This is a genomic window from Pseudoduganella sp. R-32 (assembly GCF_049913245.1).
Lineage (GTDB): Bacteria > Pseudomonadota > Gammaproteobacteria > Burkholderiales > Burkholderiaceae_D > Rugamonas.
This window is the reverse complement of record NZ_CP183987.1, coordinates 4,421,567-4,445,337: the sequence shown is the minus strand read 5'-3', so window position 1 is coordinate 4,445,337 and position 23,771 is coordinate 4,421,567. Positions and strand designations below refer to the sequence as shown.

The window sequence follows — 23,771 nt, the reverse complement described above, 5'->3', positions numbered from 1 at the left end:
GAAACGGAAACGGGATTTTACGATGCCTGTTATCGGAATTACCGATGGGCGAGGGCGTCCAGGATGGCGGCCTTGAAGTTGCGGCCGAGGGGGACGAGGGTACCGTTGCGCAGCACCAGTTGACCTTGCTGGTCGACTTTGTCGACCAGCGCCAGGCGCACGGCGGCGCGGCGGTGGCAGCGCACGAATTGGCTGCCCAGGCTGTCCAGCAGGTCGGCCAGGGTCTGGCGCAGCAGCGGTGCACCTTGCGCTGTGTGGAGCATTACGTAGTTGTCGGCGGTCTCGAGCCACTCGATGTCGGCGACGGGCACCACGCGCGTGCCGCCGCGCTCGTTGACCAGCAGTTGCCGCAGCGGCAGGCCGAGGGCGCCGGGCGCGTTCTCGCTTTGCGCGGCGCGGCTGGCGACGCGTTCACGCAGGCGCTGCATGGCGCGCTGCAGGCGCGCGGCGTCGAAGGGCTTCAGCAGGTAGTCGATGGCGTTGGCGTCGAAGGCAGGGACGGCATATTCGTCAAATGCGGTAGCGAAGACCACCAGCGGCGCTGGATGGGGCAGGGAGGCGGCCACCTCCAGCCCGCTTACCTCGGGCATTTGCACGTCCAGGAAGATGGCGTCGGGTGCGAAGGTCCCGACTTTTTCCAGCGCCTCCACGCCATCGCGCGCTTCTTCGATGGCTGTTATGTCCGTCTCATGCGCCAGCATGCGGCGTAGCTTGTCGCGCGCCGGCCGTTCGTCGTCGACGATCAGGATACGCATGGCAGTCTCATCTCCGCGCGCACGCCGGCCGGTTCGAGCTGCACCAGGCGCAGGCTCGCCCGCTCGCCATACAGCGCCTGTAGCCGTTCGCGCAGGTTGCTCACGCCGATGCCTGCACCGCCTGTGGCGCTGCCCGCGGCGTGGGAGGCGAGCATCCCGGCATCGTCGCAGACTGCTAGCACGAGGCTGCCGCCATCCCGTTTTGCGCTGATGGCGATCTTCGTTACGCCGCGCCGCCTTTCGACCGTGTGCTTGAACACGTTCTCCAGCAAGGGCTGCATGCTCATCACCGGTACCAGGCACTCGCCGCAGGCCGCGTCGATATCCCATTCGATCTGTACGCGGTCAATGAAGCGCTCTTCCATCAGGCGGGCATAGCCACGCAGCAGGCGCAGCTCGGTCGGCAAAGGCGCCTGCTGCTGGCCGCTGACATCCAGCGTTGCGCGCAGCACGTCGGCCAATTGCACCAGCGTGGCGTCGGCGCGCTCGACATCGCTGTGCATCAGGGAAGAAATCGTGTTCAGCGCATTGAACAGGAAATGCGGCTGCATCTGCTGCGTGAGCTGGTGCAGCTGCGCCGTGCGCAATTGGGCATTCGCTTGCTCGGCCGCGCGGAAGGACAGCATGCCGAAGGCAATGAGCGTAAAGATCACGACGAAGATCGAGATCTTGATGTTCTCGTACAGGAAAGTCTGGCCCCATGGCTCATGTTCATAAGTCATGCCGGCCATGGCATACACGGCGTGGCGGATGCCGAAGGCGAGGGGCGTGAACAGGACCCACCAGGCCGGCAGCCACAAGGCTTGCCGCGCCAACCAGCGCGCCGGCGTGGCGAGCATGCCGTCAAAGCGCCGCGTGGCAAGCCGCTGTGCGGTAAACAGCAGCGTGGCCACCGCCATGGACGACGACTCCCAGAGAAATGGCTGCCACAGCGGGCCGCTGTCGTGGCGCAGGAAATCCTGCACCGCGGTCGCCACCATCATGGCCCAGAACAGCAGCCACGCGGCGAGGAGTGATAGCGTGGCGCGCCGGTTCATTTTTTCTGGTGGCGTGCTTCGACGAGGTCGATCTCGCGCACCAGCTTGCGCGCCGTTTCGTCGGAAATATGGTGGTGGCGCGCCAGGTCGAAAATGGCCTGGCGCTCGGCCACCATGGCGGCCAGGCGCAGTTCGCGCTCGGCGCGGTCCAGTTTGCGGAAGTGCTCCTTGTTCTGGTCTTCCGCCGACCAGGCCACGTTCAGGCGGTATTCGTAGAGTGCAATCACGCGCGCAGCCGCTTGCGGCAGCACGTCGGGATGGTGGGCGTCGGCCAGCGCCAGTTCCGCGCGCTCGATGGCGGCAATCGCCGCCGATGCGGCCTGGCGCCGCGCCATGTCTTCCTGCTGGCGCTCGGCCGGCTCCTCCGGGAAGCGCATGCCGCCCAGCAGGCGCGGCAAGCCGATGCTGGCTGCCAGCAGGGAAATCAGGATCACCGAACTGGCCAACAGGATGGTCAGGTCGCGCGCCGGGAAGGGCTCGCCGTTCGGCAGGAATAGCGGCAAGGTCAGCACGCCGGCCAGGGTGATCGCACCGCGCGCACCGGCCAGCGCGGTTGCCAGCAGCAGCCGCCAGTGTGGCTTGCCGCCTTGCGCCGAGGTGGCGCGGCGGCTGCGGCGGTACAGGGTCACGCGCAGCGTCGCCCACACCCACACGAAGCGCAGCGCAATCAGGCCAAAGCTGATGGCGAAGGCGTACAGCACCAGCCACCAGGGATTGATATGGCCGCTCTGTTCCAGCGATTCGCTGGCGCCGCGCAATATGTCGGGCAACTGCTCGCCGAGCAGCACGAACATGACGCCGTTCAGCGTGAACTGCACCGTGTCCCATACGGCGGTGCGCTGGATGCGCGTTGCTGCCAGGGCCTGGCCGCCCAGCTCCACGTAACTCATGGTGATGCCGGCGGCGACGGCTGCCAGGATGCCCGAGGCGTGCAGGCGCTCGGCGACCAGGTAGGCGCCAAAGGGAATCAGCAGGCTGACCAGGATGGGCGAGCCGGCCGGTTCGCCGTAGCGCATGGTGAGCTGGCCTTGCAGCCAGGCGATGGCTGCAGTGACGGCCACGCCGGTCGCGATGCCGGCCGCCGCGAGCCAGACAAAAGTCAGCGAAGCGGTAGTCAAGGAGAAGGTGCCGGTCAGCGCCGCTGCCACGGCAAAGCGGAAGCACACCAGGCCGCTGGCATCGTTCAGCAAGGCTTCGCCTTCCAGGATGTGCATCAGCCGCTTGGGAATCGGGGCGCGCGACGCAATCGAGCCGACCGCAATCGGATCGGTCGGCGACAGGATGGCGGCCAGCGCAAATGCTACCGGCAGCGGCATGGCGGGGATCATCCAGTGGATCATGTAGCCGGCGCCCAGGACGGTGAAGATCACCAGGCCCAAGGCCAGCTCCAGGATCACCACGCGGTCGCGGAACAGGCCCGTGTTCGGAATGCGCCAGCCATCGAGGAACAGCAGCGGCGGAATGAACAGCAGGAAGAACATCTCAGGGTCAAGCTGGATGCCGTGGCCGGACCATGCGGCGATCCCGGCGCCAAGGCCGATCTGTACCAGGGGGAGGGGAATGCCGCCTGACAGCATCCGCTTCACGTAGGCGCTGGCGATCACGGCCAGCAGCATTGCCAAAACTATCTCGATAGAATCCATCCGGACATTATAGGGGCATGCCAAATGAAAAAGAACTTGTCACTCGGGGTAGTCACTGTCATAATAGCGCCTCCTCTGCGGGAATAGCTCAGTTGGTAGAGCGCAACCTTGCCAAGGTTGAGGTCGAGAGTTCGAGACTCTTTTCCCGCTCCAGAATTCTTGAAAGGACGCCATCGCGCGTCCTTTTTTTGTTGTTTCTGGCCCTCATCGCTCCCGGCTGTTAAAAAGGGCCGGTATACTGCCGAAACATTCCATACCAAAGGGAATGCCATTTAAAGCAGACTGGAGCGATCGATGAATTCCGTTCAACAAGAAGTTGACGAGCGCAGTAACCTCACAAACTCCAACAAATTCGAGCTGCTGTTGTTCCGCCTCGGCGTCGATAGCACCAGCGGCAACTCCGAGCTGTACGGCATCAACGTCTTCAAGATCCGCGAGATCGTGGCGATGCCGACCGTGACCGCCGTCGCGGGTTCGGAGCCGCACATGCTGGGCGTGGTCAACCTGCGCGGCCAGATCATTCCTGTGATGGACTTGCCGGGCATCGTCGGCGTCAAGCCGAAGACGGGCCTGAACATCATGCTGGTGACCGAGTTCGCGCGCACCACCCAGGCCTTCGCCGTCGAATCGGTGGACGAGATCGTGCGCCTGGACTGGAGCCAGGTGTTGAGCGCCGAAGGCAGCCACGGCGGCGGCATGGTGACGTCCATCGCCCGCGTCGATGGCGACGTGCAGAACACCCGCCTGGCGCAGGTGCTGGACGTGGAAACCATCCTGCGCAACCTGACCCCGAGCGACGGCAAGGATATCGATGAAACCGCGGTGGGCCGCCTGCCGCTGAAGCCGGGCACCTTCATCCTGGCGGCCGACGATTCGGTGGTGGCGCGCAACCTGATCGAGCGCGGCCTGGAAGCCATGCATGCGCCGTTCGTGATGATGAAGACCGGCAAGGAAGCCTGGGACAAGCTGAATCACATCGCCGAGGGCTGCAAGGCGGAAGGCATCGCGGTGGAGGATCGCGTAGCGCTGGTGCTGACCGACCTGGAAATGCCGGAGATGGACGGCTTTACGCTGACCCGCCTGGTGAAGCAGGATGCGCGCTTCTCCAAGATTCCGGTGGTGATCCACTCTTCGCTGTCCGGCAAGACCAACGAAGACCACGTGAAGGGTGTCGGCGCAGACGCTTACGTGGCCAAGTTTGTCGCGGAAGAACTGGCGGAAACCATCCGCCGCGTCCTCACCAAGTGATGTCGCATTAAAGCTCTTTCAGCTGCCGGCTATGGAATTTCACATGGTCGGCAATGAAGCTCGAAATGAAGTAGTAGCCATGATCGTAGCCCGCATGCCGGCGCAGCTCCAAAGGCTGCCCGGCGGCGCGGCACGCATCCTCGAACACTCCCGGATATAACTGCTCGTCAAGGAACTTGTCGGCCAGGCCCTGGTCGATCAGGATGCCGCTGGGGAAGGGCGCTTCGTCCTGCACCGCCATCAGCGCGCTGGCGTCGTGCTGCAGCCAGGTCTCCTTGTCCGGCCCCAGGTATCCTTCGAAAGCCTTCTGTCCCCACGGGCAGCGCACCGGCGCTGCAATCGGCGCGAAAGCCGATACGCTGCGGAACAGGTCCGGCCGGCGCAAGGCCAGCGTCAACGCGCCATGCCCGCCCATCGAATGGCCGAAGATGCCGATGCGCTTCGCATCGACCGGCAATTCATCGATCACCATTTGGCGCAGCTCGTGGATGTAGCTCTCCATGCGGTAATGCCGCGACCACGGCGCTTGCGTTGCGTCGAGATAGAAGCCTGCCCCTTCGCCGAAGTCCCAGCTTGCCGATTCGCCCTCGATGCCGGCGCCGCGCGGGCTGGTGTCCGGTGCAATGAGGACCAGGCCTTCGCGTGCGGCATGCTGCTGCGCGCCGGCCTTGATGGCAAAGGTCTCCTCAGTGCAGGTAAGTCCCGCGAGATAGAACAGCGCGGGCACCGGCCCCTGCGCTGCCTGCGGCGGAATGAAGATGGAGAAGCGCATTGGCAAGCCAATCGTTTCCGACTCATGCCGGTAGAAGCGCTGCACTCCACCGTGGCAAACGTGTTCGCTGATCATGTCCATACGTGGCATTGTAACCAAGATTCGTGTGACACGTTTTTCACAATTGCAATATAGTACGGCTCGGAGGTAAGTCTATGACCGATTTGTTAGTCATCTCTGACGAACTCGCATGGCCTTGCGCCATGCTGCTTGCATGGCTTGCAGGCGAGTTTGTTCACCGTTGGACCAATCTGCCGCGCATCAGTGTGTACGGCCTGGTGGGCTTCCTGCTTGCGCAGGCCATGCCCGATCTTCTCGTGCCGGACGGCAGCAGCCAGGTAACGCTGCTTGCCAATATCGCTTTCGGCCTCATCCTGTTTGAATTTGGTTACCGCATCAATCTGCGCTGGCTGCGCGTCAATCCCTGGATTGCCGTCAGCGGCCTTGCAGAATCGGCGCTCACGTTCGGCGCTGTGTTTGCAATCGCCTACTGGCAGGGCATGCCGCCGTTGACGGCGCTTCTGCTTGCTTCATTGGCGATGTCCACCTCGCCGGCCGGCGTGCTGCGCGTGATCAATGAAGAACGCAGCTCGGGCCAGGTGACGGAGCGCCTGCTGCACCTGGTGGCGATGAACTGCGTGCTTGCGCTGTTCGTGTTCAAGGTTGTCGTTGGATTCTGGGTGTTCCAGACTTCCGGCAGCCTGACGCAAGCGGTGTCGCGCAGCGTGATTGAATTGCTGGCGTCGGCCGTGCTGGGCGCGGTGGCGGGCATGCTGGTGCCTGCGCTGCTGCGCAGCCTCGGCACGCTGGCGCGCGACGGCACCGTGGCCTTTGCCATGGTAGTCGTGCTGCTGGTGTCGATCACCCAGGCGGCCGACCTGTCGCCGGTATTGGCGACACTGACCTTCGGCCTGATGGCGCGCCATCGCCGCGTGACCTTCACGCGCACGCAGCGCAACTTCGGCGCGATCGGCGAGTTGCTGACGGTGCTGCTGTTCGTGTTTGCCGTGTCCACGCTGGACTGGCAGCGCGTGGTGTTTGGTGCCTCGCTCGGCCTGCTGCTGCTGCTGGTGCGCTTTGCCACCAAGACCGTTGCGGTGGCGCTGCTCTCGCACGTCGCCGGCATTTCGTGGCGCAAGGGCGCGCTGATCGGCGTGGCCTTGTCGCCGATGTCCGTGTTCGCGATCCTGCTGCTGGAGCAGACGCGCTACATGGGTATTGTATTGGTTGATGAACTCGCAGCGCTGGCTTCCATGACCCTGTTCATGGAAGTGCTGGGGCCGATCATCACGCAGCGCGCGCTGATCCGCGCGCGCGAAACGGCCAAAGAGGAGGGCTGAGATGCCGTTGGAAGAATTCAAATCGTCGCAGCCATTGACGATGGGCGTCGAACTGGAGCTGCAATTGGTCAGCCTGTCCGACTTCGACCTGACCGCGTCGAGCCCGGACTTGCTGCACCTGCTGGCGCGCAAGCCATTCCCCGGCCACGTCACGCCGGAGATCACTGAGAGCATGATCGAGATCAACAGCGACGTGCACACCAGGCACGGCGAGCTTCTTGCCCAACTGCGCGAAACGCGCGATACGCTGGTGCGGGCGGCCGACACGCTGAACATCGGCATCTGCGGCGGTGGAACACACCCGTTCCAGCGCTGGTCGGAGCGCAAGATCTTCTCCAAGCCGCGTTTCAAGGAAGTGTCGGCGCTGTATGGCTACCTGGCCAAGCAGTTCACGATTTTCGGCCAGCACGTGCACATCGGCTGCGCCAGCGGCGACGATGCGCTGTACCTGCTGCATTCCCTGAGCCGCTATGTGCCGCACTTCATCGCGCTGTCGGCCTCTTCGCCTTATGTGCAGGGGAACGACACCCTGTTCAATTCCGCGCGCCTGAACAGCGTGTTCGCCTTCCCCATGAGCGGACGCGCGCCGTTCATCCTCAAGTGGGACGAGTTCGAGCACAGCTTCTTCTCGAAGATGGAGCATACGGGCGTGATCAAGTCGATGAAGGACTTCTATTGGGACATCCGGCCCAAGCCCGAATACGGCACCATCGAGCTGCGCGTCTGCGACACGCCGCTGACGGTGGAGCGCGCCGCGGCGCTGGCCTGCTACCTGCAGGCCCTGTGCGCCTACCTGCTGGAACGCAAGGAAGCGCCGCCGGCCGAGGACGACTACCTGGTCTACAACTACAACCGCTTCCAGGCTTGCCGGTTCGGCCTGGATGGCACGGTGGTGCATCCGAAGACCTATGAAAGCCTGTCGCTGCGCGAAGACATCCTGACCACGCTGCGCCGCATGGACTTGCACGCCGAAGCCCTCGGCGGCAGCGCCGCGCTGAACCACCTGATGCAGGTGACGCATATGGGCAGCGACGCCCACTACCTGCGGGCGGAATTCGACTCCTCCGGCAGCGTGGAGGGCGTGGTGGATGCGGCGATTGCGAAGTTCAGGGGGAATTGAGCTTTTTCAGGGTTCTGTTCCCGCGATTGGCCTGGCTTGAGTCCATCGTATAATCAGGCACTACCAGTTAATTCGAATAGCTCATGAGCGATAACAGTGTCCTGGGGATCTACACCTTCGAAGGGATTTTCGAAGGCAAGCCGGTCTATGAATACGCGCACCCGCAAGAGCATGCGCTGCATAAGTGCATGCTCTTCCTGCTGCAGGAAGGCGCCGACGCGCTCTGGGATACCGCGATCATCGAGGCCGGCAAGTTCGGCTTTGAGGAAGTGGCGATGGATGCCTTCAGTATCTTGCAAACCGAAATGCTGGAGCAGAAGCCTTTCGTTGACCTTCATTCCCACATCGAAGAATCCCTGACCCTGGGCAGCTCGCTGGTCTTCTACGCGGATGCTTGAGCGGTTTTTGCTGGCGGCAGTGCTGGCGGCCTTGCCGCTGGCTGCCGGCGCCTGCAGCTGCGCCATGCCCGATCCGGTCGATGGATCGTTTCCTCACCAATTCGTCCGGCGCTTGCCTGCCAACGCCAAAGGCGCGCTGTTCCTCGCGCCTCCGCCAGGGCCGGTCAGTATTGCCGACTTCCCTTTCGAGAACGCCAGTATCATCAAGGCGCCGCGAATCGAGCTTTCGCCTTCAGCGTTCGACATCAAGGATGGCGCCGGCAAGAAATATCGCGCCCGGGTCACGCCGCTGGAGCTGAGGGGCGACGGCGACATTCCTGCGTCGAAATGGGGCAGCTATTACGCATTCACCAGCAAGAAAGCGGAAAAGGACTTCGCCGCTGCCCGTGAGAAGCCGGCTCTCGCCGAGCTGCTGAGTGGCGGGCAGGTAAAGGACATCTCGTACACCATGTCCGATGAGCGCCGGCTGTTCCTGATTGCACCTGAGGGCGGCTTCAAGCCCGGCCAGACTTATACCATTTCTTATCGTTCGCCTTTTCCGGGGCGAGGACGCGCGGTGGTGGTCCACGAGATCGCGCCGGATGCGGTGGATACCAGGGGCGCCTACAAACTGGTCCTTGATGGCGTTCCGGTCCGCAGGATGGTCACCTTTGCCCAAGGCGGCAGTTGCAGCGGCGACTATCTGAGCTTGCGGCAGGAATTCCATTTCGAGCCGCCGGAATCGCTCAAGCCCTATCGGGATGCGTTGACCTATTTGCCGGAAGTCGAAAGCCGGAAAGTGCCCGGGCGATTTCACGACACTGTCATTCATGGCTCGCTTTGCAGCGTGCCCGAGCCGGAGTTGGCGAGGAATACTGGCGGGCGCGGGGAGGCGCTAGTCGGCTGCGAGACAACACGGCCAGTACAGGTGCGCGGCTGGGTAGGCTTTCCCGAGGTTGACGGCAGGTTGCAGCTTGTTGGGCCTGTTCTTGCCCCATTTGGGTCGGCCAAAGGGCGGGCATGCACGGCGGTGGCATTGTTGAATGAGTCGCTGATGGCGGGCGACATGGATAGTGCTGCTTACGCGGCTTGCAATATCGCGAACGATGCAAGCATGAACGAAGTGGGAAATAGCCGGGGAGCCGCACCAAAAATGCCGTCGCTGGCTACGATCGCCCGCCTGATGCAAGTGCATCCTTTGCCCAATTCCTGCGCGACGGATTTGATGGCCGGGTATGCGTGGCAAAAAAACTACCAGGCCCTACAGGCGGTTCACATGTTTGGAGTGATTGGCGGCCGTGAGTTGGCAGATCCCGCAACGCGCATGCAGGGTGTCCTTGACTATAAACGGATGCTGGACGCCACAGTCGATAATCCGCAAGCGACCCAACTGCTTCAGATGCAACTGGAAGCGAAGCTGCCGCAAATTTCCGCGTTACTGGCGGGGGCGCCGCAGCCGGGGCAGACCGGTGACATACTCGAAATCATTGCGCGCATGGGGGATCGAGGGCGGCTCGCCGCGCCGGCATTGAAGAGGCTGATCCGCCCGGATGAAATTTACGCTTCCATCGCGATACGGACGATGGAGAAGGTGGCGCCTGGCGATCCGGAACTGCCCGGGCTGTTGCAGCGTTTCCTTCAAGCGGAACCTGCCGATGAAGCCGCGCTCCTCGCCTATTCGCGGGTCGCCGATACCCGGAACTCCAGGGAAATGCTGATGAAGCTGGTGCCGCACCTGGGTTCCTACGCCAGTGATGTGACTCAGGAGGTGGCCAACTACAAGCCTCATTTGCTGAAGGCTGCAGCCCGGGAGATCGGGCCGGAAAGAATGAAGCCGGTGCTGGAGGTCCTTGCGCGCAAGCCTTTATCGCCCGCCAGGCGCGGCGAACTTCGCGAGCTTGTTGTTGCCATGTCGGCATCGAAGGCCCAAGAGAAGGCGTTGCTGGACTGGCTGGCGGCTCAGCCATAAGTTGCCCTGGACGGGAGGGAGGCGTATCCTTTCCCCCTAGAGGTGCAATATGAAAGCAATTATCGCTATAACAAGCATGGTTTTATGCCAGGCTGCGCTGGCTGCGGGCGGCGCCTTGAAGCCGGCCGACGAGGCTGCCGCCTTCAAGGCGGCGGGCTTCAAAGAACACGGCAAGCACTGGAAGTCCTGCAAGGACGCGAGCGGCAGCTATGTTCCCGGCGCAATCGACAAGGTCCAGGACCTGAATGGCGATGGCCTTCCCGAAGCCATCATCACGGAAGGCAGCACGGCCTGCTTTGGCGATACGGGCGTTGGCTATACCCTGGTCAGCAAGCAAGCCGACGGCAACTGGAAGGTGATGTCGCGCGGCGTTGGCATCTTGCTGGTGCTGGGAGCGCGAGGCAAGGATGGCTGGCCCGACCTGGAAATCGGCGGCCCGGGCTTTTGCTTCCCCGTCGAGCGCTGGAACGGCAGCGAATACAAGGTCGTTGGCAAGCAATACGAAGGCAAGCCCTGCCAGCGCTGACGAGCGGGAAGCGGCCGGCGCAAGCTAGAAGCGCGTTTCGCGGGCGGCGCGCAGGAAGCTGTCGAGGATGCCGGTGCAATCGAGCAGCTCGACGCCGCCGGCGCGGTGGAATTCAGGATGCCATTGCAGCCCCATGACGAAGGGCGCCCGCGTGTAGCGGATCGCTTCGATCATATTGTCCGGGTAGGACAGCGCTTCCACCTGCATATCCTTGCCGAGCGACTTCACCGCCTGGTGGTGGATGGAATTGACCAGCGCGCGCTGCGGCCCCCTTACCATCGCGGGCAGGGAAGAGCCGGGCGGGAAGGTGATCTCATGGCGGTGCCGGTCGTAGTCATCGGACACGTGGGCATGCGCGTCCGGCACGTCGGTCGCAATATCCTGGTAAAGGCTGCCCCCGAACGCGACATTCAACAGCTGGCAGCCGCGGCAGATGCCTAGCACCGGCTTGCCTGCTTCGACGAACTCATGCAGCAGTTCCAGCTCGTACATATCGCGCGCCCGGTCGCCGCTCCATTCGGGCTTGGTCGGCGATTCGGCATAGCTTTGGGGCGACACGTCGGCGCCGCCTTGCAGCACCAGGCCATCGAGGTGCTTGGCATAATCGCGCAGGCGGATATTGGACGGATGCAGCAGGCCTGAGGTATTCACGGTCGGAATCATGAACACCAGCACGTCGCGCGACATCACCCACTGCGCCACCGACTCTTCGAGGTACTGCAGGTTCTTGCTGCGCAGCCCCGTGGCGCCAGGTTCGGGATGGTAGATGCGGGCTGAAACCCCGATGTGCAAAGGCCGCTGGATGATATGCCGCGTGGCGGCGGCAGCCCAGCGCTTGTAGCGCGCCACGATCACGCGTCCCCACAAGGTAAAGATGGTCTCGCCCGGATCAAGGTAGCGCGGCGCATCGCCGGCCCGGCGCCGTTGCCCGCGGTCGCTCTCGCGGCGGTCATGCTGGCGGGGATCGTGTTCGGTCATCCGTTGGCTGCCTCCTTGTCGCCAGTGTCGCACACGCGGCAATTCAAAGTCGCACTACTGGCTCGTCAGCAGTTCCAGCACTTCCTCTTCCGATACCTGGGGGAAGCTGCGGTAATGACGGCTGACCGACATGAAGTTCATCGGCGCGGCGAGATAGACGATGCCATCGGCCAAGGGTGCGATCATTTCCAGGGAATCCGGGGCAGCCACCGGCACGGCGGCGATCAGTTGCTTTGGCTGGCGGGCGCGCGTGGAGCGCAGGGCCGCCGCCATGGTGGAGCCGGTGGCCAGGCCATCGTCGACGATCACGACGGTACGGCCTGCCGGATCGGCTGGCGGACGCTTGCCGCCGTAGGAGGCGCGGCGGCGGCGCATCAGTTCAAGCTGCTCGTGGGTCTGCAGCTCGACCCATTCCATGCTGGTGCGGGTGCGGTTGAAGTAGGGGGCCAGTTCGCGGTTGCCATGCTCGTCGACGGCGCCAACCGCCAGTTCGGGATCAATGGCAGAGGGAATTTTCCGCACCAGCACGACATCGAGCTCGCCTTCGAGGCGATCGGCAATGATGCGCCCCATCGGTACCGCGCCGCGCGGAATGGCAAGGATCAGGGGATGGCTGCCGCGCAGGTGCGCCAGCTTTTCGGCCAGCAGCTCGGCCGCTTGCTTGCGGTCCTTCAGGGGGAGTTCGAGGTCGTCCATGCTAGCCTCCGCCACGCTGCACATACGACAGCATAGCGCGGGAAGGCGGCGGCGTTAAGCCTTGATATCGAGCAGTGTGCCAATTCGCTCGTCGGCGGCCTGGATCACTTTGGCCGACAGGTCGAAGTTGGCCTTGTAGACCAGTGAGTTGGTGATGGAGCTGGCCGGGTCGGTGCCCGATGGGGCGCCGCCGGCATTGGCGGCCGCCGACAGGTCGCGCGCGGCAGTCGAAATGGTGACGCTGGTCCCGCCCGGCGTTTCCTGGAACGTAGCCAGTTGCGGCTGGAAGTTCTGGGTCGCCATATTGGCGACGTTGTGACCTTCCACATCCAGTGCGCGCTGGTTTGCCTGGAGGCCGGACAGGCCGGATTGAAGTGCTGGGATCGTCATGGTCCTAGTTTACATGATTCCATACGGAAATTGCCATTACCTGCCTAAAAAACGGGCACGCCGCGCAACACATGATATGATGATGATCGCAATGATTGAGGCGGGAGGCTGGCCATGAAGATTACCAAGGAAAAAGCAGCGGAAAACCGGCAATTGCTGGTTGAGACGGCCTCCCGGCTATTCCGGGAAAAGGGAATGGACGGGGTCGGCGTGGCAGAGATCAGCAAGGCAGCCGGGCTGACCCACGGCGCCCTGTATGCCCACTTCCCCTCGAAAGACGCGCTGGCGGCCGAGGCCATGCAGTTCAGCACCCGCTCCGCCTACGGCAAGCTGACTGAGCATCCGGTCACGCTGCCACAACTGGTCGATTACTACCTGGCGCCCGAGCAGCGCGACAACCTAGCGCAGGGTTGCCCGCTGGCCGCCGCCGCCAGCGAGGTGGCGCGCCAGGATGCCTCGGTGGGCGCGGGCTATACCGGCGGTGTGCGGCAGATGGCGGACTACATCGAAACCCTGTTGCCGGCCGGGGAGGGCCGGCGGCAACAGGCGCTTGCCATCGTGGCAGCGATGGTAGGCGGCGTCTCAGTGTCGCGAAATGTCTACAAAACCGACCCCAAACTGGCCGATGAAGTGCTGGAATCGGTACGTTCCATGCTCCTGAAGCTGAGCTAATTGCTACGTTTAACGTTTTGGGATTGCTTTCCTGAACTGTGCGCATAAGAATCTGGGTTATTGCCCAAACGCATTGTTCTGGAGAGCATCATTAATTCCCTCATTGCACGTGTCGCTGCCATCCTGCTGGCCTGTGCAAGCCTGCCATTGGCGCAGGCGGGGGAGGCTGCGCTCGATGCGCGCCTGAACGAGCAAGTCATCATGGTGCCGGCTGGCCGCGCGCAGAGCGTGCAGCTGGAGACCACCGTGTTCCGTCCCTCCGGCCCCGGCCCCTTCCCGCTGCTGATCGTCAACCACGGCAAGGCGCCCGGCAACCCCAAGCTGCAGGCGCGCGACCGTTTCATCTACCTGGCCACGGCGTTCGTGCGCCGCGGTTATGCGGTGATGGTGCCGATGCGCACCGGATTCGCCAATTCGACAGGCAAGTTTGTCGAATACGGCTGCAATATGACGGCCAATGGCTATGAGCAGGCTGGCGATATCGCCGACGTGGTGCGATTTGCGCGCAGCCAGCCCTGGGTCGACAATGAACATATCGTGCTGGCCGGCCAGTCCTTCGGCGGACTGGCGAGCATGGCGGCCGCCACGCAAGACCTGCCCGGCGTACGTGGCATCATGAATTTCGCCGGCGGCCTGAAGGTGCACGGGGACTTGTGCAACTGGCAGGGCGCCCTGGTCAAGGCCTTCGGCGAGTACGGCCGCCGCAACAAGCTGCCCAGCATGTGGCTGTACGGCGCCAATGACAGCTACTTCGGCCCGGAACTGGTGGCGCGCATGCACGGCGCCTTCACGGCGGCCGGCGGCAAGGCGGACCTGGTGGCGTATGGCCCGTTCAAGAAGGATGCCCATGGCCTGCTGGGCAACCGCGATGGCGCAGCGATCTGGCTGCCGGAAGTCGAGCGCTTCCTGGCCGCGGTTGGCATGCCGACGCGCGAAGTCTATGCAATTGCCGAACCGCCTGCGCAAAAGGCCACCCATTACGCCGCGCTGGATGACGTGAATGCCGTGCCTTACCTGCCGCAACGCGGCCGCGAACAGTATCGTGAATTCCTGAAGAAGGCCACGCCGCGTGCGTTTGCGATTTCGGCGACGGGATCGTGGGGCTGGGCGGAAGAGGGCGAAAACACCAACGAGAAGGCGCTGGCGGCCTGCCAGGCGGCGAGCAGGGAGCCGTGCCGCCTGTATTCGGTCGACAACGACATCGTCTGGTCGTCGGAGCACGGCACCGCCGGCCGCAACTGATTACGCCAGCGTGAGTCCGGCGGCCAGGGTCAGCGCGGCACTCAGGTAGCCGAGCGGGCGCTGGCCCCAGCGCATGCGGTGGGACATGAGGGCGCTGGCGTGGTGCAGATGGACGAAGGCGTAGCTGGCCAGCAGGTTCTGCAGCGCGACCCAGGCATGCATCATGATTGCGGCGCCCAGCAGGGCAATGCCGCCGCCACGCGCGATCGCGCCATCTTCGACGCCGACGGCGATGACCGCACCTTGTGTTATCCCCAGCATCATTCCAAGCATCGCCACCCGCATCAGGCGGGGGTGAAAATACTGGCGCTGCCATTGCGGTACCAGGCTGAACGCATGCAGGACGAGGATGATCGTCAGGCTCAACTGGTACAGGTCCAACATGGACGCCAGCGATTGAAAAATTTCCACGGTTGACCTCCCGTGCTGTGGCATCCTTATACTGACAATAACATGTTCCGCCGCAGGGCTACGCATGATACCCTGAGGTAAGCAACGCCATTTTGCGAGGTGAATCAGGGCATGATTCCTATTGCAGTGCAGGGTGCCAGCCGGGAGAGGAAACGCCAGCTGCCGAAAGGTCGGCAAGTCGATGCTGCTGCGCTGCAGCAGGTGCAGGCTTTGCTGGGCGACTTGCCGCGCAGGCGGGATCTGCTGATCGAATTCCTGCATCTGGTCCAGGATGCCTATGGCTGCCTGTCGGCGGCACACCTGGCGGCCTTGGCATCCGAACTGCGGCTGGCGCAGGTTGAGGTCTTTGAAGTCGCTTCCTTCTACCACCATTTCGATATTGTCCGCGAGGGCGAGCTTGCGCCTCCGGCGCTGACCGTGCGCGTGTGCGACGGCCTGTCGTGCGAGATGGCAGGCGCTGGCGAACTGCTGGCGCGCCTGCCGCAGTTGCTGGGACGGGAAGTGCGGGTCGTGCCGGCGCCTTGCCTCGGGCGTTGCGACCAGGCGCCCGCCGTCCTCCTTGGACAGCGCGCGATCGCGCCGGCCAGTTGCGAGGGCGTGTCGGCGGCCGTTCCCAGTGCGGGTGTGGCGGGCGGCCACGCGGCGCAGTCCGCCACAGCGGGCACGGTTGCGGCGACGGAGGCCGGCGCGTTTGCGGTTTTGCGCGAATGCCTGTCGGGCTTGCGCTCCGTCGAGGCTGTGATCGCGGAGCTTGAAGACTCTGGCCTGCGCGGCTTGGGCGGAGCCGGTTTCCCGGCTGGGCGAAAATGGCGCATCGTCAGCAAGGAGCCGGCCCCGCGCCTGATGGCGGTCAATATCGACGAAGGCGAGCCGGGAACCTTCAAGGACCGCTACTACCTCGAGCGCAATCCCCGGCAATTCATCGAAGGCATGCTGATCGCCGCCTGGGCTGCCGGCATCGACGAAATCTATATTTATCTGCGCGATGAATACCATGATTGCCGCAGATTGCTGCAACAGGAGCTGGCGCGGCTCGGTGAAGGAACGCCTCGCATCCATTTGCGGCGCGGCGCCGGCGCCTATATCTGCGGCGAAGAATCGGCGATGATCGAATCGATCGAAGGCAAGCGCGGCATGCCGCGCCTGCGGCCACCCTACGTGGCGCAGATGGGCCTGTTCGGCCGTCCAACGCTGGAACATAACTTCGAAACCCTGTACTGGGTGCCCGAGATGCTGGAAAAAGGGGCCGCGTGGTTCGCCGGCCATGGCCGCAACGGCCGCAAAGGGCTGCGCTCGTTCTCCGTGTCCGGCCGCGTGAAGCAAGCGGGCGTCAAGCTGGCGCCTGCCGGCATCACGGTGCAGGAGCTGATCGACGAATTCTGCGGCGGCATGCAGGACGGGCACCAGCTCTACGCCTACCTGCCGGGCGGAGCATCCGGCGGCATCCTTCCTGCCAGCATGAACAACATCCCGCTCGACTTCGACACGCTGCAGCCCTATGGGTGCTTCATCGGTTCCGCCGCCGTCATCGTGCTGTCGCAACACGATAGCGCGCGGGCCGCGGCAGCCAATATGATGCGCTTCTTCCGTCACGAATCCTGCGGCCAGTGCACGCCATGCCGTGCCGGCACCGCCAAGGCGGCTGACATGATCGAAGCGCCGGTGTGGGACGCAAGCCTGCTCAGGGAACTGTCGCAAGTGATGCGCGATGCATCGATCTGCGGACTTGGGCAGGCCGCCCCCAATCCGGTCGACTGCGTGCTGAACTACTTCCCGCACGAGGTCACGCGATGATCGACTTCGAGCTCGATGGGCGCGCAATGCAGGCGGCGGAAGGCGAAACGCTGCTGCAGGCGGCAAGGCGCGCAGGCATCGAGATTCCGCACCTGTGCTACAAGGACGGCATGGCGCCGGCCGGCAATTGCCGCGCGTGCATGGTGGAGATCGACGGCGAGCGCGTACTGGCGCCATCCTGCTGCCGCCATCCCGTGCAAGGGATGAAGGTCACCAGCGACAGCCCACGGGCGCGCGCAGCGCAAAAGATGGTGCTGGAACTGCTGCTGGCGGACATGCCGCAACAAACGCATACGCGGCATAACGAAGTCGAACACTGGGCCGCAAGGCTGGCCCTCGGCAAGCCCCGTTTTTCAGCCCGCCTGCAACCCGCCTGCGACCTGACGCACGCCGCGATTGCGGTCAACCTCGACGCCTGCATCCAGTGCACACGCTGCCTGCGTGCCTGCCGCGACGAGCAAATGAATGACGTCATCGGCCTGGCCTGGCGCGGCGACCATGAAAAAGTCGTGTTCGACATGGACGACCCGATGGGCGCCTCCACTTGCGTTGCATGCGGCGAATGTGTGCAAGCCTGCCCGACCGGCGCGCTGATGCCGGCGCGCGAAGCGGCGCTGGCGATGCCGGACAAACGCATCGACTCGGTGTGCCCATACTGCGGCGTGGGCTGCCAGCTCACCTACAACATCAAGGACAACAGGATCCTATACGTGGAAGGCAGAAACGGCCCTGCCAATCAGGGCAGGTTGTGCGTCAAGGGCCGCTACGGCTTCGACTACGCGCATCACCCGCACCGCCTGACCAAGCCGCTGGTGCGGCGCACCGACGCACCGCCAAAATCGGGCGACTTCAGCATGGACCCAGAGCGTGTGCACGACATCTTCCGCGAAACGAGCTGGGACGAAGCGCTGGCGCTGGCCGGCGGCAAGCTGGCCGCCATCCGCGACCGGCACGGCGCGCGTGCGCTGGCCGGCTTCGGCTCCGCCAAGGGCAGCAACGAAGAAGCCTACCTGTTCCAGAAACTGGTGCGCACCGGCTTTGGCAGCAATAATGTCGACCATTGCACGCGGTTGTGCCACGCCTCCTCGGTAGCGGCGCTGCTGGAGGGGATAGATTCGGGTGCAGTCTCCAATCCGGTCAAGGACGTGATGAAGGCCGAAGTGGTGCTCGTGATCGGCGCCAATCCGACGGTCAACCACCCCGTGGCGGCGACCTGGATCAAGAACGCCGTGCGGCTAGGCACGAAGCTGGTGGTATGCGACCCGCGCCGCTCCGACCTGTCGCGCATCGCCCACCGCTTCCTGCAATTCAAGCCCGATACCGACGTGGCGCTGCTGAATGCGATGATGAACGTGATCGTGACGGAAGGGCTGGTCGACCAGGAATTTATTGCCAGCCGCACCATCGGCTACGAAGAACTGGCGGCAAACGTCGCAGCTTACAGCCCGGAGGCCATGGCGCCGATCTGCGGCATCGAAGCCGGGACGATTCGCGAGGTGGCGCGCCTGTACGCCGGTTCCCGCGCCTCGATGATCCTGTGGGGCATGGGCATCTCGCAGCACGTGCACGGCACCGACAATGCACGCTGCCTGATTGCCCTGTCCCTGATGACGGGGCAGATCGGCAGGCCGGGCACCGGCCTGCACCCGCTGCGGGGGCAGAACAATGTGCAAGGCGCGTCCGACGCAGGCCTGATTCCCATGATGTACCCGGACTACCAGCGCGTGACCGAGCCGTCCGCCAGGGCACGGTTCGAAAGCGCCTGGGGCCTGGCGCCCGGCACCCTGGACGACAAACCCGGCCTGACCGTGGTGGAGGTGATGGACGCCGCCGAGGCAGGCCAGGTCAAGGGCATGTACATCATGGGCGAAAACCCCGCCATGTCCGACCCCGACGCCAACCATGCGCGGGCGGCGCTGGCGTCGCTGGAGCACCTCGTAGTACAGGACATCTTCCTCACCGAGACAGCCTGCCTGGCCGACGTGATCCTGCCTGCCAGCGCCTTCCCCGAAAAGACCGGCAGTTTCACCAACACCGACCGCCTGGTGCAGATCGGCCGGCAGGCGCTGGACCCGCCGGGCGAGGCACGGCAGGATTTATGGATCATCCAGCAGCTTGCGCAGCGCCTCGGGCTGGACTGGCACTACGGCTCTGCAGCCGACGTGTTTGCGGAAATGCGGCAAGTGATGCCAAGCATCGCAGGCATTACGTGGGAGCGGCTCGAGCGCGAGCACGCGGTGACCTATCCCTGCCATGCGGAGGGCGATCCAGGCACGCCGGTGGTATTTACAGAGGATTTCCCGCGCGAGTCCGGCCGGGCTTGTTTTGTCCCTGCCGATATCATTCCCGCGGATGAAAGACCCGACGCCGCGTACCCGATGGTCTTGATCACCGGCCGCCAGCTCGAACACTGGCACACCGGCAGCATGACGCGCCGCACGGCGGTGCTCGATGCCATCGAACCGGACCCGGTGGCCATGGTGCATCCGCTTGACCTGGCGGCGCTTGGCGGCACGCCGGGCGACGTGGTCACCATCGCCTCGCGGCGGGGCCAGGTTTCGCTGTATGCGCGAGCCGACGACAGTTCCCCGCGCGGCGCAGTGTTCGTACCGTTCTGCTATTACGAAGCCGCCATCAACAAGCTGACCAATCCGGCGCTCGACCCGTTTGGCAAGATCCCCGAATTCAAGTACTGTGCAGTCAAGGTCACGCTGGGCGGCACGGTCGGCGCCCAGTCCAGTTTTGGCGGCGGCAAGGCAATGGAGGCAGCAGGCGCATGAGACTACCGGAGATGACACAGGCCAGCGTGCCGCTGACGCAGGAAGTGGAAGCGATCGACGAAAAAGGACGCCGCTCGCTGATCCACATACCCGCCGAGCGCCCGCTGACGGTGTACGTAGACAAGCGCGAGCTGGTCACCCTGATGACGCTGGGCGGCGCCCCCGAAGCCCTGGTGCTCGGCTACCTGCGCAACCAGCGCCTGGTACGATCAGTGGAAGATGTCGAATCCATCCACGTCGACTGGTCGGTCGGCGCCGCAGCGGTCAGGACGCGCGCAGGCATCGCCGGTATCGAAGAGCGCACAGCGCGCAAGGTGGTGACCACCGGATGCGGCCAGGGATCCGTGTTCGGCGACCTGATGGACGAAGTGGACGACATCGTCCTGCCGCCCGCTGCACGCCTGAAGCAATCGGGCGTATACCGGATAGTCGAAACGATCCGCACGCTGCAGTCGATCTACAAGCAGGCCGGCTCGGTGCACGGCTGCGCCCTGTTCACGCAAGGCGGCGAACTCCTGTATTTTGTCGAAGACGTCGGCCGCCACAATGCGGTCGACTCCATTGCCGGCAAGATGTGGCTGGACGGGATGGAGGGCAGCGACAAGGTGTTCTACACGACCGGCCGCCTGACCTCCGAAATGGTGATCAAGGGCGCGCAAATGTCGATCCCCTTCCTGCTATCGCGCTCCGGCACCACCCAGATGGGCCACAGCGTCGCCACCCGCCTCGGCATGACCCTGCTGGCCCGTTGCACCGGACGCCACTACCTGCTGCTGACCTCACCGCAGCGCCTGATCCCCGAACCCGAGTTGGCCGACCTACCGCCGCGCCCGTGTCACACCCTGGGGTCACACCCTCAGAGTGACACAGCCTCAGCCGAGCCCACAGCCGAGCCCGTGTCACCTTTGGGGTGTGACCCCATGGTGGGACACGGGCTCGGCCGGGAGGCGTGATGGGGCTGATGGAAGCGGTGCGGGGGGCGTTCGGGCTGCTGTTCAATGGCGATCCTGTGCTGTGGGGGATCGTCTGGGTTTCGCTCAGTACCAGCGTACTCGGCTTGCTGCTGGCGGCGCCCTTCGCCGTGATCGGGGGCTATGCGATTGCGATGACGCAGTTTCGCGGCCGGCGTGTGGTGATCTGGCTGGTGCAGGCGGCTTTGTCGCTGCCGACGGTGCTGATCGGCCTGCTCCTCTACATGATGCTGTCCCGCCACGGTCCGATGGGCAGCTTGCAGTGGCTGTTTTCGCAGCCGGGCATCGTGGCGGGGCAGGTCGTCATTGCGCTGCCGGTGCTGCTGGCTTTCACGCTGGCGGCGGTGCAGGCGGCCGATCCGCGTTTTGCGGAAACCGCCATCGCACACGGGGCTTCGCCATGGCGCGTCATGGGGACGCTGCTGTATGAGGTCCGCTTCGGCGTGATGGCGGCGATCATCAGCGGCTTCGGGCGAGTGATTTCGGAAGTCGGCTGCGCCATGATGGTGGGAGGGAATATCGCCGGCGAAACGCGCACCATCACCACCGCCATTGCGCTTGAAACCAGCAAGGGCGAATTCGCCCAGGGCATTGCACTGGGCGTGGTGCTGGTCACCATCGCGTTGGCGATGAATGGCGCGATGATGGTGCTGCAGGGCGATGCCCATGCCGCCAGGGGCCGGGGATGACGCCCATGCTGTCGATCGCCCGCCTGACCAAACGCTATGGTGAAAAAATGCTGTTCGACCTGCGTGATTTCAGGCTTGATGCGGCGCGGGCCTACGTCCTGACCGGAGTGAACGGCGCCGGCAAGAGCACGCTGCTGCGCGTGCTGGCCGGCCTGGCGCCGGCTGACGCGGATGGCGTGCATTTTGCGGGCAAGGCGGTGATGCTGTCTCCTTACCCTGCTGCCTTGCGACGCGAGATCGTCTATGTGCACCAGCATCCGGTGATGTTCTCGACCAGCGTGGCGGGAAATATCGGCTTCGGCCTGAAGGCGCGCGGCATGGCGCGCGCCGAGGCTGCAAGCATGGTGGAGGAGGCGATGCATTGGGCGGGGGTGCAGCATTTGCGCGGCAGCCGGCCGGCCACGCTGTCCGGCGGCGAGAAGCAGCGGGTGGCGCTGGCCCGTGCCAAGGTGCTGCATCCGCGCCTGTTGCTGCTCGATGAACCGACTGCCAGCCTCGATGGCGAGGCGCGCGAGCAGGTATTGGCCTTGATCCCGTCGCTGACCCAGTCGGGCAGCACCGTTGTCATGGCCTGCCACGACCGTGACTTGATCAACCTGCCGGATGTGCGGCGCCTGAAGCTGCGCGATGGACAACTTGAGGAGAAGTGAATGAAACGCAGGCTGCTGCTCACCTTTGCCGCTGCATTTGCTCTGTCCGGCAGCGCCTTTGCCCAGCAGGTCATCCGGCTGTCCACCACGACCAGCACCGAAAATTCTGGCTTGCTGGCCTTCCTGCTGCCGGCCTTCGAAGCCAGGACCGGCAGCAAGGTCCATGTGATTTCGGTGGGCACCGGCAAGGCGCTCGAACTGTCGAAAAACGGCGACGTGGACGTGACCTTGGTGCATGCACGCGCGGCGGAAGACAAGTTCGTGGCAGAAGGCTGGGGCATTGACCGGCGCGACGTGATGTATAACGACTTCATCGTGGTCGGCCCATCCAGCGATCCGTCGGGTATCAAAGGCGGCAGGGATGTGCTGGCCGCGTTCCGCAAGCTGGCGGGCGGTCCGGCGAAGTTCATTTCGCGCGGCGACAATTCCGGCACCGACATCATGGAAAAGGCTTACTGGAAACAGGTGGGCACGCAGCCTGCAGGCGCGCAGTACGTTTCGGCTGGCCTGGGCATGGGCGAGGTGCTGAACATGGCGGCCGAGATGGGCGGATATACCCTGACCGACCGCGCAACGTATGCGGCGTACCAGGCCAGGACCGGCCTGGCGGTGATGGTGGAGGGCGACCAGCGCATGTTCAACCCTTACGGTATTATCGCGACCAACCCGGCGAGGCATCCCGGCGTGAATTACAAGGGCGCGCGCCAGCTGATCGACTGGATCACGTCGCAGGAAGGACAGGCCGGGATTGCGCAGTTCCGTCCAGGCGGGCAGCAGTTGTTCTTCCCAAGCGCCAGGCCTGATTAGGCGCGCTGCAGCCAGGCGAGCAGGGCGTCTGCCACGGCGCCCGGATTCTCGCGCTGCGGGAAGTGGCCGACGCCGGCCAGCAGCGCGCGGTGATACGGCCCGCTGAACAGGTGCGCCTTGTGCTCCGAGGTCTGCGGACTGTTGGCGCCATCTTCCGTGCCGTGCAGGGTGAGCGTCGGCACGCTGATCATGGATTCGTGCCGCAGCCGCTCTTCCTGCAAGGCGTAGTGAGGGTCGGGCAGGGCGAGACCCCAGCGGTGACGGTAGGAGTGCAGCGTGACGTCCACCCAGTCCGGATTGTCCCAGGCATGCATGGCGTCGTGGAACACGCCTTCGCCGAAATGCCATGAAGGCGACCAGGTGCGCCAAAGCAGCAGGGCGAATTCGCGCCGGTCCTTGCGCAGCGCTTCGGCGCCGCGATCGGTTGCCATATACCAGTGGTACCAGTAATTGCGCGCCTGGTGCAAGCTGAGGGCCTGGCCAGGGTCATTGGTGCCCCAGCCGACCGACAAGGCCATGCAGCGCATCACGCGTTCCGGCGCCAGCAAGGCGGCGTTGTAGGCGGCGCGCGCGCCCCAGTCGTGGCCGATGACATTGAATCGTTCGATGCCCAGCGCCGTGGCGAAGTCCAGCAGGTCTTGCGCAAGGGCGCTTAGCTGGCCGCTGCGCGGCGTGGCCGGATCGAGGAAGCGGGTTTCGCCGAAGCCGCGCAGGCTGGGCACGATCAGCCGGTAGCCGGAGCCTGCAAGGAAGGGCAGCACGCCATCCCAGGTGTGCATATCATCCGGCCAGCCATGCAGCAGGATGATCGGTTCCCCCTGCAGGTCGCCATGCTGGCGAAAGGCAATGCGCAAGCGGTCGGTGTTCACGTATTCCATGTTGACTCCTGGCTGGCGAAGCGTGC

The 23,771-nt window shown here is 64.2% G+C and carries 23 protein-coding genes and 1 tRNA gene; 15 read left to right on the top strand and 9 right to left on the bottom strand.

Annotation, left to right across the window (positions count from 1 at the left end; genetic code table 11):
* Positions 1-38 precede the first annotated feature (38 nt).
* The 3 genes from ACN9MU_RS20130 to ACN9MU_RS20120 are packed head-to-tail and all read right to left on the bottom strand — an operon-like array spanning position 39 to position 3,435.
* On the bottom strand, positions 39-755 hold the full coding sequence (locus ACN9MU_RS20130; RefSeq protein WP_426336007.1) for a LytR/AlgR family response regulator transcription factor: 717 nt from the start codon (positions 753-755) through the stop codon (positions 39-41).
* Entirely contained in the window at positions 743-1,792 is a 1,050-nt protein-coding gene (locus tag ACN9MU_RS20125) for a sensor histidine kinase (protein ID WP_426343349.1), read from the bottom strand. The genes ACN9MU_RS20130 and ACN9MU_RS20125 overlap by 13 nt, the downstream gene beginning before the upstream one ends.
* On the bottom strand, positions 1,789-3,435 hold the full coding sequence (locus tag ACN9MU_RS20120) for a Na+/H+ antiporter (protein ID WP_426162192.1): 1,647 nt from the start codon (positions 3,433-3,435) through the stop codon (positions 1,789-1,791). Before ACN9MU_RS20120 ends, ACN9MU_RS20125 begins: the two co-directional genes overlap by 4 nt.
* Before the next feature lie 77 nt (positions 3,436-3,512).
* On the opposite strand from ACN9MU_RS20120, the gene ACN9MU_RS20115 reads away from it, so the two are divergent.
* Both ACN9MU_RS20115 and ACN9MU_RS20110 read left to right on the top strand, forming a co-directional pair.
* A tRNA-Gly gene (locus tag ACN9MU_RS20115) sits at positions 3,513-3,588 on the top strand.
* Positions 3,589-3,729: 141 nt separating this feature from the next.
* Positions 3,730-4,683 carry a chemotaxis protein gene (locus ACN9MU_RS20110; RefSeq protein ID WP_426162191.1) on the top strand — a complete coding sequence of 318 codons (954 nt, stop codon included), beginning with the start codon at positions 3,730-3,732 and terminating at the stop codon, positions 4,681-4,683.
* Positions 4,684-4,690: 7 nt separating this feature from the next.
* Here ACN9MU_RS20110 and fghA read toward each other — a convergent pair whose 3' ends face one another.
* The gene (gene fghA / locus ACN9MU_RS20105; RefSeq protein WP_426343348.1) at positions 4,691-5,536 is read right to left on the bottom strand and encodes an S-formylglutathione hydrolase; all 846 of its coding nucleotides are present in this window, start codon (positions 5,534-5,536) and stop codon (positions 4,691-4,693) included.
* 74 nt (positions 5,537-5,610) lie between these two features.
* Between fghA and ACN9MU_RS20100 the strand changes: the two genes are divergently transcribed.
* The 5 genes from ACN9MU_RS20100 to ACN9MU_RS20080 all read left to right on the top strand — a co-directional run bounded on the left by ACN9MU_RS20100 (position 5,611) and on the right by ACN9MU_RS20080 (position 10,787).
* Entirely contained in the window at positions 5,611-6,795 is a 1,185-nt protein-coding gene (locus ACN9MU_RS20100; protein WP_426162189.1) for a cation:proton antiporter, read from the top strand.
* A gap of 1 nt (position 6,796) precedes the next feature.
* Entirely contained in the window at positions 6,797-7,915 is a 1,119-nt protein-coding gene (locus ACN9MU_RS20095) for a YbdK family carboxylate-amine ligase (protein ID WP_426162187.1), read from the top strand.
* A gap of 83 nt (positions 7,916-7,998) precedes the next feature.
* Positions 7,999-8,313: a hypothetical protein gene (locus ACN9MU_RS20090; RefSeq protein ID WP_426343347.1), complete on the top strand. Its 315-nt coding sequence runs from the start codon at positions 7,999-8,001 to the stop codon at positions 8,311-8,313.
* The gene (locus ACN9MU_RS20085; protein WP_426343346.1) at positions 8,306-10,261 is read left to right on the top strand and encodes a hypothetical protein; all 1,956 of its coding nucleotides are present in this window, start codon (positions 8,306-8,308) and stop codon (positions 10,259-10,261) included. The genes ACN9MU_RS20090 and ACN9MU_RS20085 overlap by 8 nt, the downstream gene beginning before the upstream one ends.
* 49 nt (positions 10,262-10,310) lie before the next feature.
* Entirely contained in the window at positions 10,311-10,787 is a 477-nt protein-coding gene (locus ACN9MU_RS20080; RefSeq protein WP_426162184.1) for a hypothetical protein, read from the top strand.
* 24 nt (positions 10,788-10,811) lie between these two features.
* Here ACN9MU_RS20080 and ACN9MU_RS20075 read toward each other — a convergent pair whose 3' ends face one another.
* Genes ACN9MU_RS20075 through ACN9MU_RS20065 form a run of 3 tightly spaced genes read right to left on the bottom strand, consistent with a single transcriptional unit; the run spans position 10,812 to position 12,851 of the window.
* A complete protein-coding gene (locus tag ACN9MU_RS20075) occupies positions 10,812-11,765 on the bottom strand; it encodes a gamma-glutamyl-gamma-aminobutyrate hydrolase family protein (RefSeq protein WP_426162183.1) in 954 nt (317 codons plus the stop codon).
* A 54-nt stretch (positions 11,766-11,819) separates the two neighbouring features.
* Positions 11,820-12,461: a phosphoribosyltransferase gene (locus ACN9MU_RS20070; RefSeq protein WP_426318364.1), complete on the bottom strand. Its 642-nt coding sequence runs from the start codon at positions 12,459-12,461 to the stop codon at positions 11,820-11,822.
* A 54-nt stretch (positions 12,462-12,515) separates the two neighbouring features.
* Entirely contained in the window at positions 12,516-12,851 is a 336-nt protein-coding gene (locus tag ACN9MU_RS20065; RefSeq protein ID WP_426318363.1) for a flagellar basal body protein, read from the bottom strand.
* A 114-nt stretch (positions 12,852-12,965) separates the two neighbouring features.
* Here ACN9MU_RS20065 and ACN9MU_RS20060 point away from each other — a divergent pair, with 114 nt between their 5' ends.
* The gene (locus ACN9MU_RS20060; protein ID WP_426318362.1) at positions 12,966-13,523 is read left to right on the top strand and encodes a TetR/AcrR family transcriptional regulator; all 558 of its coding nucleotides are present in this window, start codon (positions 12,966-12,968) and stop codon (positions 13,521-13,523) included.
* Between the two features lie 201 nt (positions 13,524-13,724).
* Entirely contained in the window at positions 13,725-14,765 is a 1,041-nt protein-coding gene (locus ACN9MU_RS20055) for a dienelactone hydrolase family protein (protein WP_426323801.1), read from the top strand.
* Here the strand turns inward: ACN9MU_RS20055 and ACN9MU_RS20050 are convergent, their stop codons facing one another.
* The gene (locus tag ACN9MU_RS20050) at positions 14,766-15,176 is read right to left on the bottom strand and encodes a hypothetical protein (RefSeq protein WP_426162179.1); all 411 of its coding nucleotides are present in this window, start codon (positions 15,174-15,176) and stop codon (positions 14,766-14,768) included.
* Between the two features lie 99 nt (positions 15,177-15,275).
* Here ACN9MU_RS20050 and ACN9MU_RS20045 point away from each other — a divergent pair, with 99 nt between their 5' ends.
* From ACN9MU_RS20045 to ACN9MU_RS20020, 6 genes are read left to right on the top strand one after another with little or no spacing between them, the layout of a single operon-like run.
* Positions 15,276-16,970, top strand: coding sequence for an NADH-ubiquinone oxidoreductase-F iron-sulfur binding region domain-containing protein (locus tag ACN9MU_RS20045; RefSeq protein ID WP_426343345.1), 1,695 nt, complete (start codon positions 15,276-15,278; stop codon positions 16,968-16,970).
* A complete protein-coding gene (gene fdhF / locus ACN9MU_RS20040; RefSeq protein ID WP_426343344.1) occupies positions 16,967-19,750 on the top strand; it encodes a formate dehydrogenase subunit alpha in 2,784 nt (927 codons plus the stop codon). Before ACN9MU_RS20045 ends, fdhF begins: the two co-directional genes overlap by 4 nt.
* Positions 19,747-20,703, top strand: coding sequence for a formate dehydrogenase accessory sulfurtransferase FdhD (locus ACN9MU_RS20035; protein WP_426318358.1), 957 nt, complete (start codon positions 19,747-19,749; stop codon positions 20,701-20,703). The genes fdhF and ACN9MU_RS20035 overlap by 4 nt, the downstream gene beginning before the upstream one ends.
* Positions 20,703-21,410 (top strand): ABC transporter permease, encoded by a 708-nt coding sequence (locus ACN9MU_RS20030; protein WP_426162174.1) that lies wholly within the window; start codon positions 20,703-20,705, stop codon positions 21,408-21,410. Before ACN9MU_RS20035 ends, ACN9MU_RS20030 begins: the two co-directional genes overlap by 1 nt.
* Complete coding sequence (locus ACN9MU_RS20025) at positions 21,407-22,060, top strand: energy-coupling factor ABC transporter ATP-binding protein (protein WP_426162172.1); 654 nt, start codon at positions 21,407-21,409, stop codon at positions 22,058-22,060. Before ACN9MU_RS20030 ends, ACN9MU_RS20025 begins: the two co-directional genes overlap by 4 nt.
* On the top strand, positions 22,061-22,867 hold the full coding sequence (locus tag ACN9MU_RS20020) for a substrate-binding domain-containing protein (RefSeq protein ID WP_426162171.1): 807 nt from the start codon (positions 22,061-22,063) through the stop codon (positions 22,865-22,867).
* Here the strand turns inward: ACN9MU_RS20020 and ACN9MU_RS20015 are convergent.
* Positions 22,864-23,745 (bottom strand): alpha/beta fold hydrolase, encoded by an 882-nt coding sequence (locus ACN9MU_RS20015; protein WP_426336001.1) that lies wholly within the window; start codon positions 23,743-23,745, stop codon positions 22,864-22,866. The two genes, ACN9MU_RS20020 and ACN9MU_RS20015, sit on opposite strands and share 4 nt — an antisense overlap.
* Between the last annotated feature and the right edge of the window lie 26 nt (positions 23,746-23,771).

Bases quoted from the DNA above. Each gene is read 5' to 3' on its own strand.
- ACN9MU_RS20130 (WP_426336007.1), bottom strand. From the start codon at position 755: ATGCGTATCCTGATCGTCGACGACGAACGGCCGGCGCGCGACAAGCTA.
- ACN9MU_RS20125 (WP_426343349.1), bottom strand. From the start codon at position 1,792: ATGAACCGGCGCGCCACGCTATCACTCCTCGCCGCGTGGCTGCTGTTC.
- ACN9MU_RS20120 (WP_426162192.1), bottom strand. From the start codon at position 3,435: ATGGATTCTATCGAGATAGTTTTGGCAATGCTGCTGGCCGTGATCGCC.
- ACN9MU_RS20110 (WP_426162191.1), top strand. From the start codon at position 3,730: ATGAATTCCGTTCAACAAGAAGTTGACGAGCGCAGTAACCTCACAAAC.
- fghA (WP_426343348.1), bottom strand. From the start codon at position 5,536: ATGGACATGATCAGCGAACACGTTTGCCACGGTGGAGTGCAGCGCTTC.
- ACN9MU_RS20100 (WP_426162189.1), top strand. From the start codon at position 5,611: ATGACCGATTTGTTAGTCATCTCTGACGAACTCGCATGGCCTTGCGCC.
- ACN9MU_RS20095 (WP_426162187.1), top strand. From the start codon at position 6,797: ATGCCGTTGGAAGAATTCAAATCGTCGCAGCCATTGACGATGGGCGTC.
- ACN9MU_RS20090 (WP_426343347.1), top strand. From the start codon at position 7,999: ATGAGCGATAACAGTGTCCTGGGGATCTACACCTTCGAAGGGATTTTC.
- ACN9MU_RS20085 (WP_426343346.1), top strand. From the start codon at position 8,306: ATGCTTGAGCGGTTTTTGCTGGCGGCAGTGCTGGCGGCCTTGCCGCTG.
- ACN9MU_RS20080 (WP_426162184.1), top strand. From the start codon at position 10,311: ATGAAAGCAATTATCGCTATAACAAGCATGGTTTTATGCCAGGCTGCG.
- ACN9MU_RS20075 (WP_426162183.1), bottom strand. From the start codon at position 11,765: ATGACCGAACACGATCCCCGCCAGCATGACCGCCGCGAGAGCGACCGC.
- ACN9MU_RS20070 (WP_426318364.1), bottom strand. From the start codon at position 12,461: ATGGACGACCTCGAACTCCCCCTGAAGGACCGCAAGCAAGCGGCCGAG.
- ACN9MU_RS20065 (WP_426318363.1), bottom strand. From the start codon at position 12,851: ATGACGATCCCAGCACTTCAATCCGGCCTGTCCGGCCTCCAGGCAAAC.
- ACN9MU_RS20060 (WP_426318362.1), top strand. From the start codon at position 12,966: ATGAAGATTACCAAGGAAAAAGCAGCGGAAAACCGGCAATTGCTGGTT.
- ACN9MU_RS20055 (WP_426323801.1), top strand. From the start codon at position 13,725: ATGGTGCCGGCTGGCCGCGCGCAGAGCGTGCAGCTGGAGACCACCGTG.
- fdhF (WP_426343344.1), top strand. From the start codon at position 16,967: ATGATCGACTTCGAGCTCGATGGGCGCGCAATGCAGGCGGCGGAAGGC.
- ACN9MU_RS20035 (WP_426318358.1), top strand. From the start codon at position 19,747: ATGAGACTACCGGAGATGACACAGGCCAGCGTGCCGCTGACGCAGGAA.
- ACN9MU_RS20030 (WP_426162174.1), top strand. From the start codon at position 20,703: ATGGGGCTGATGGAAGCGGTGCGGGGGGCGTTCGGGCTGCTGTTCAAT.
- ACN9MU_RS20025 (WP_426162172.1), top strand. From the start codon at position 21,407: ATGACGCCCATGCTGTCGATCGCCCGCCTGACCAAACGCTATGGTGAA.
- ACN9MU_RS20020 (WP_426162171.1), top strand. From the start codon at position 22,061: ATGAAACGCAGGCTGCTGCTCACCTTTGCCGCTGCATTTGCTCTGTCC.
- ACN9MU_RS20015 (WP_426336001.1), bottom strand. From the start codon at position 23,745: ATGGAATACGTGAACACCGACCGCTTGCGCATTGCCTTTCGCCAGCAT.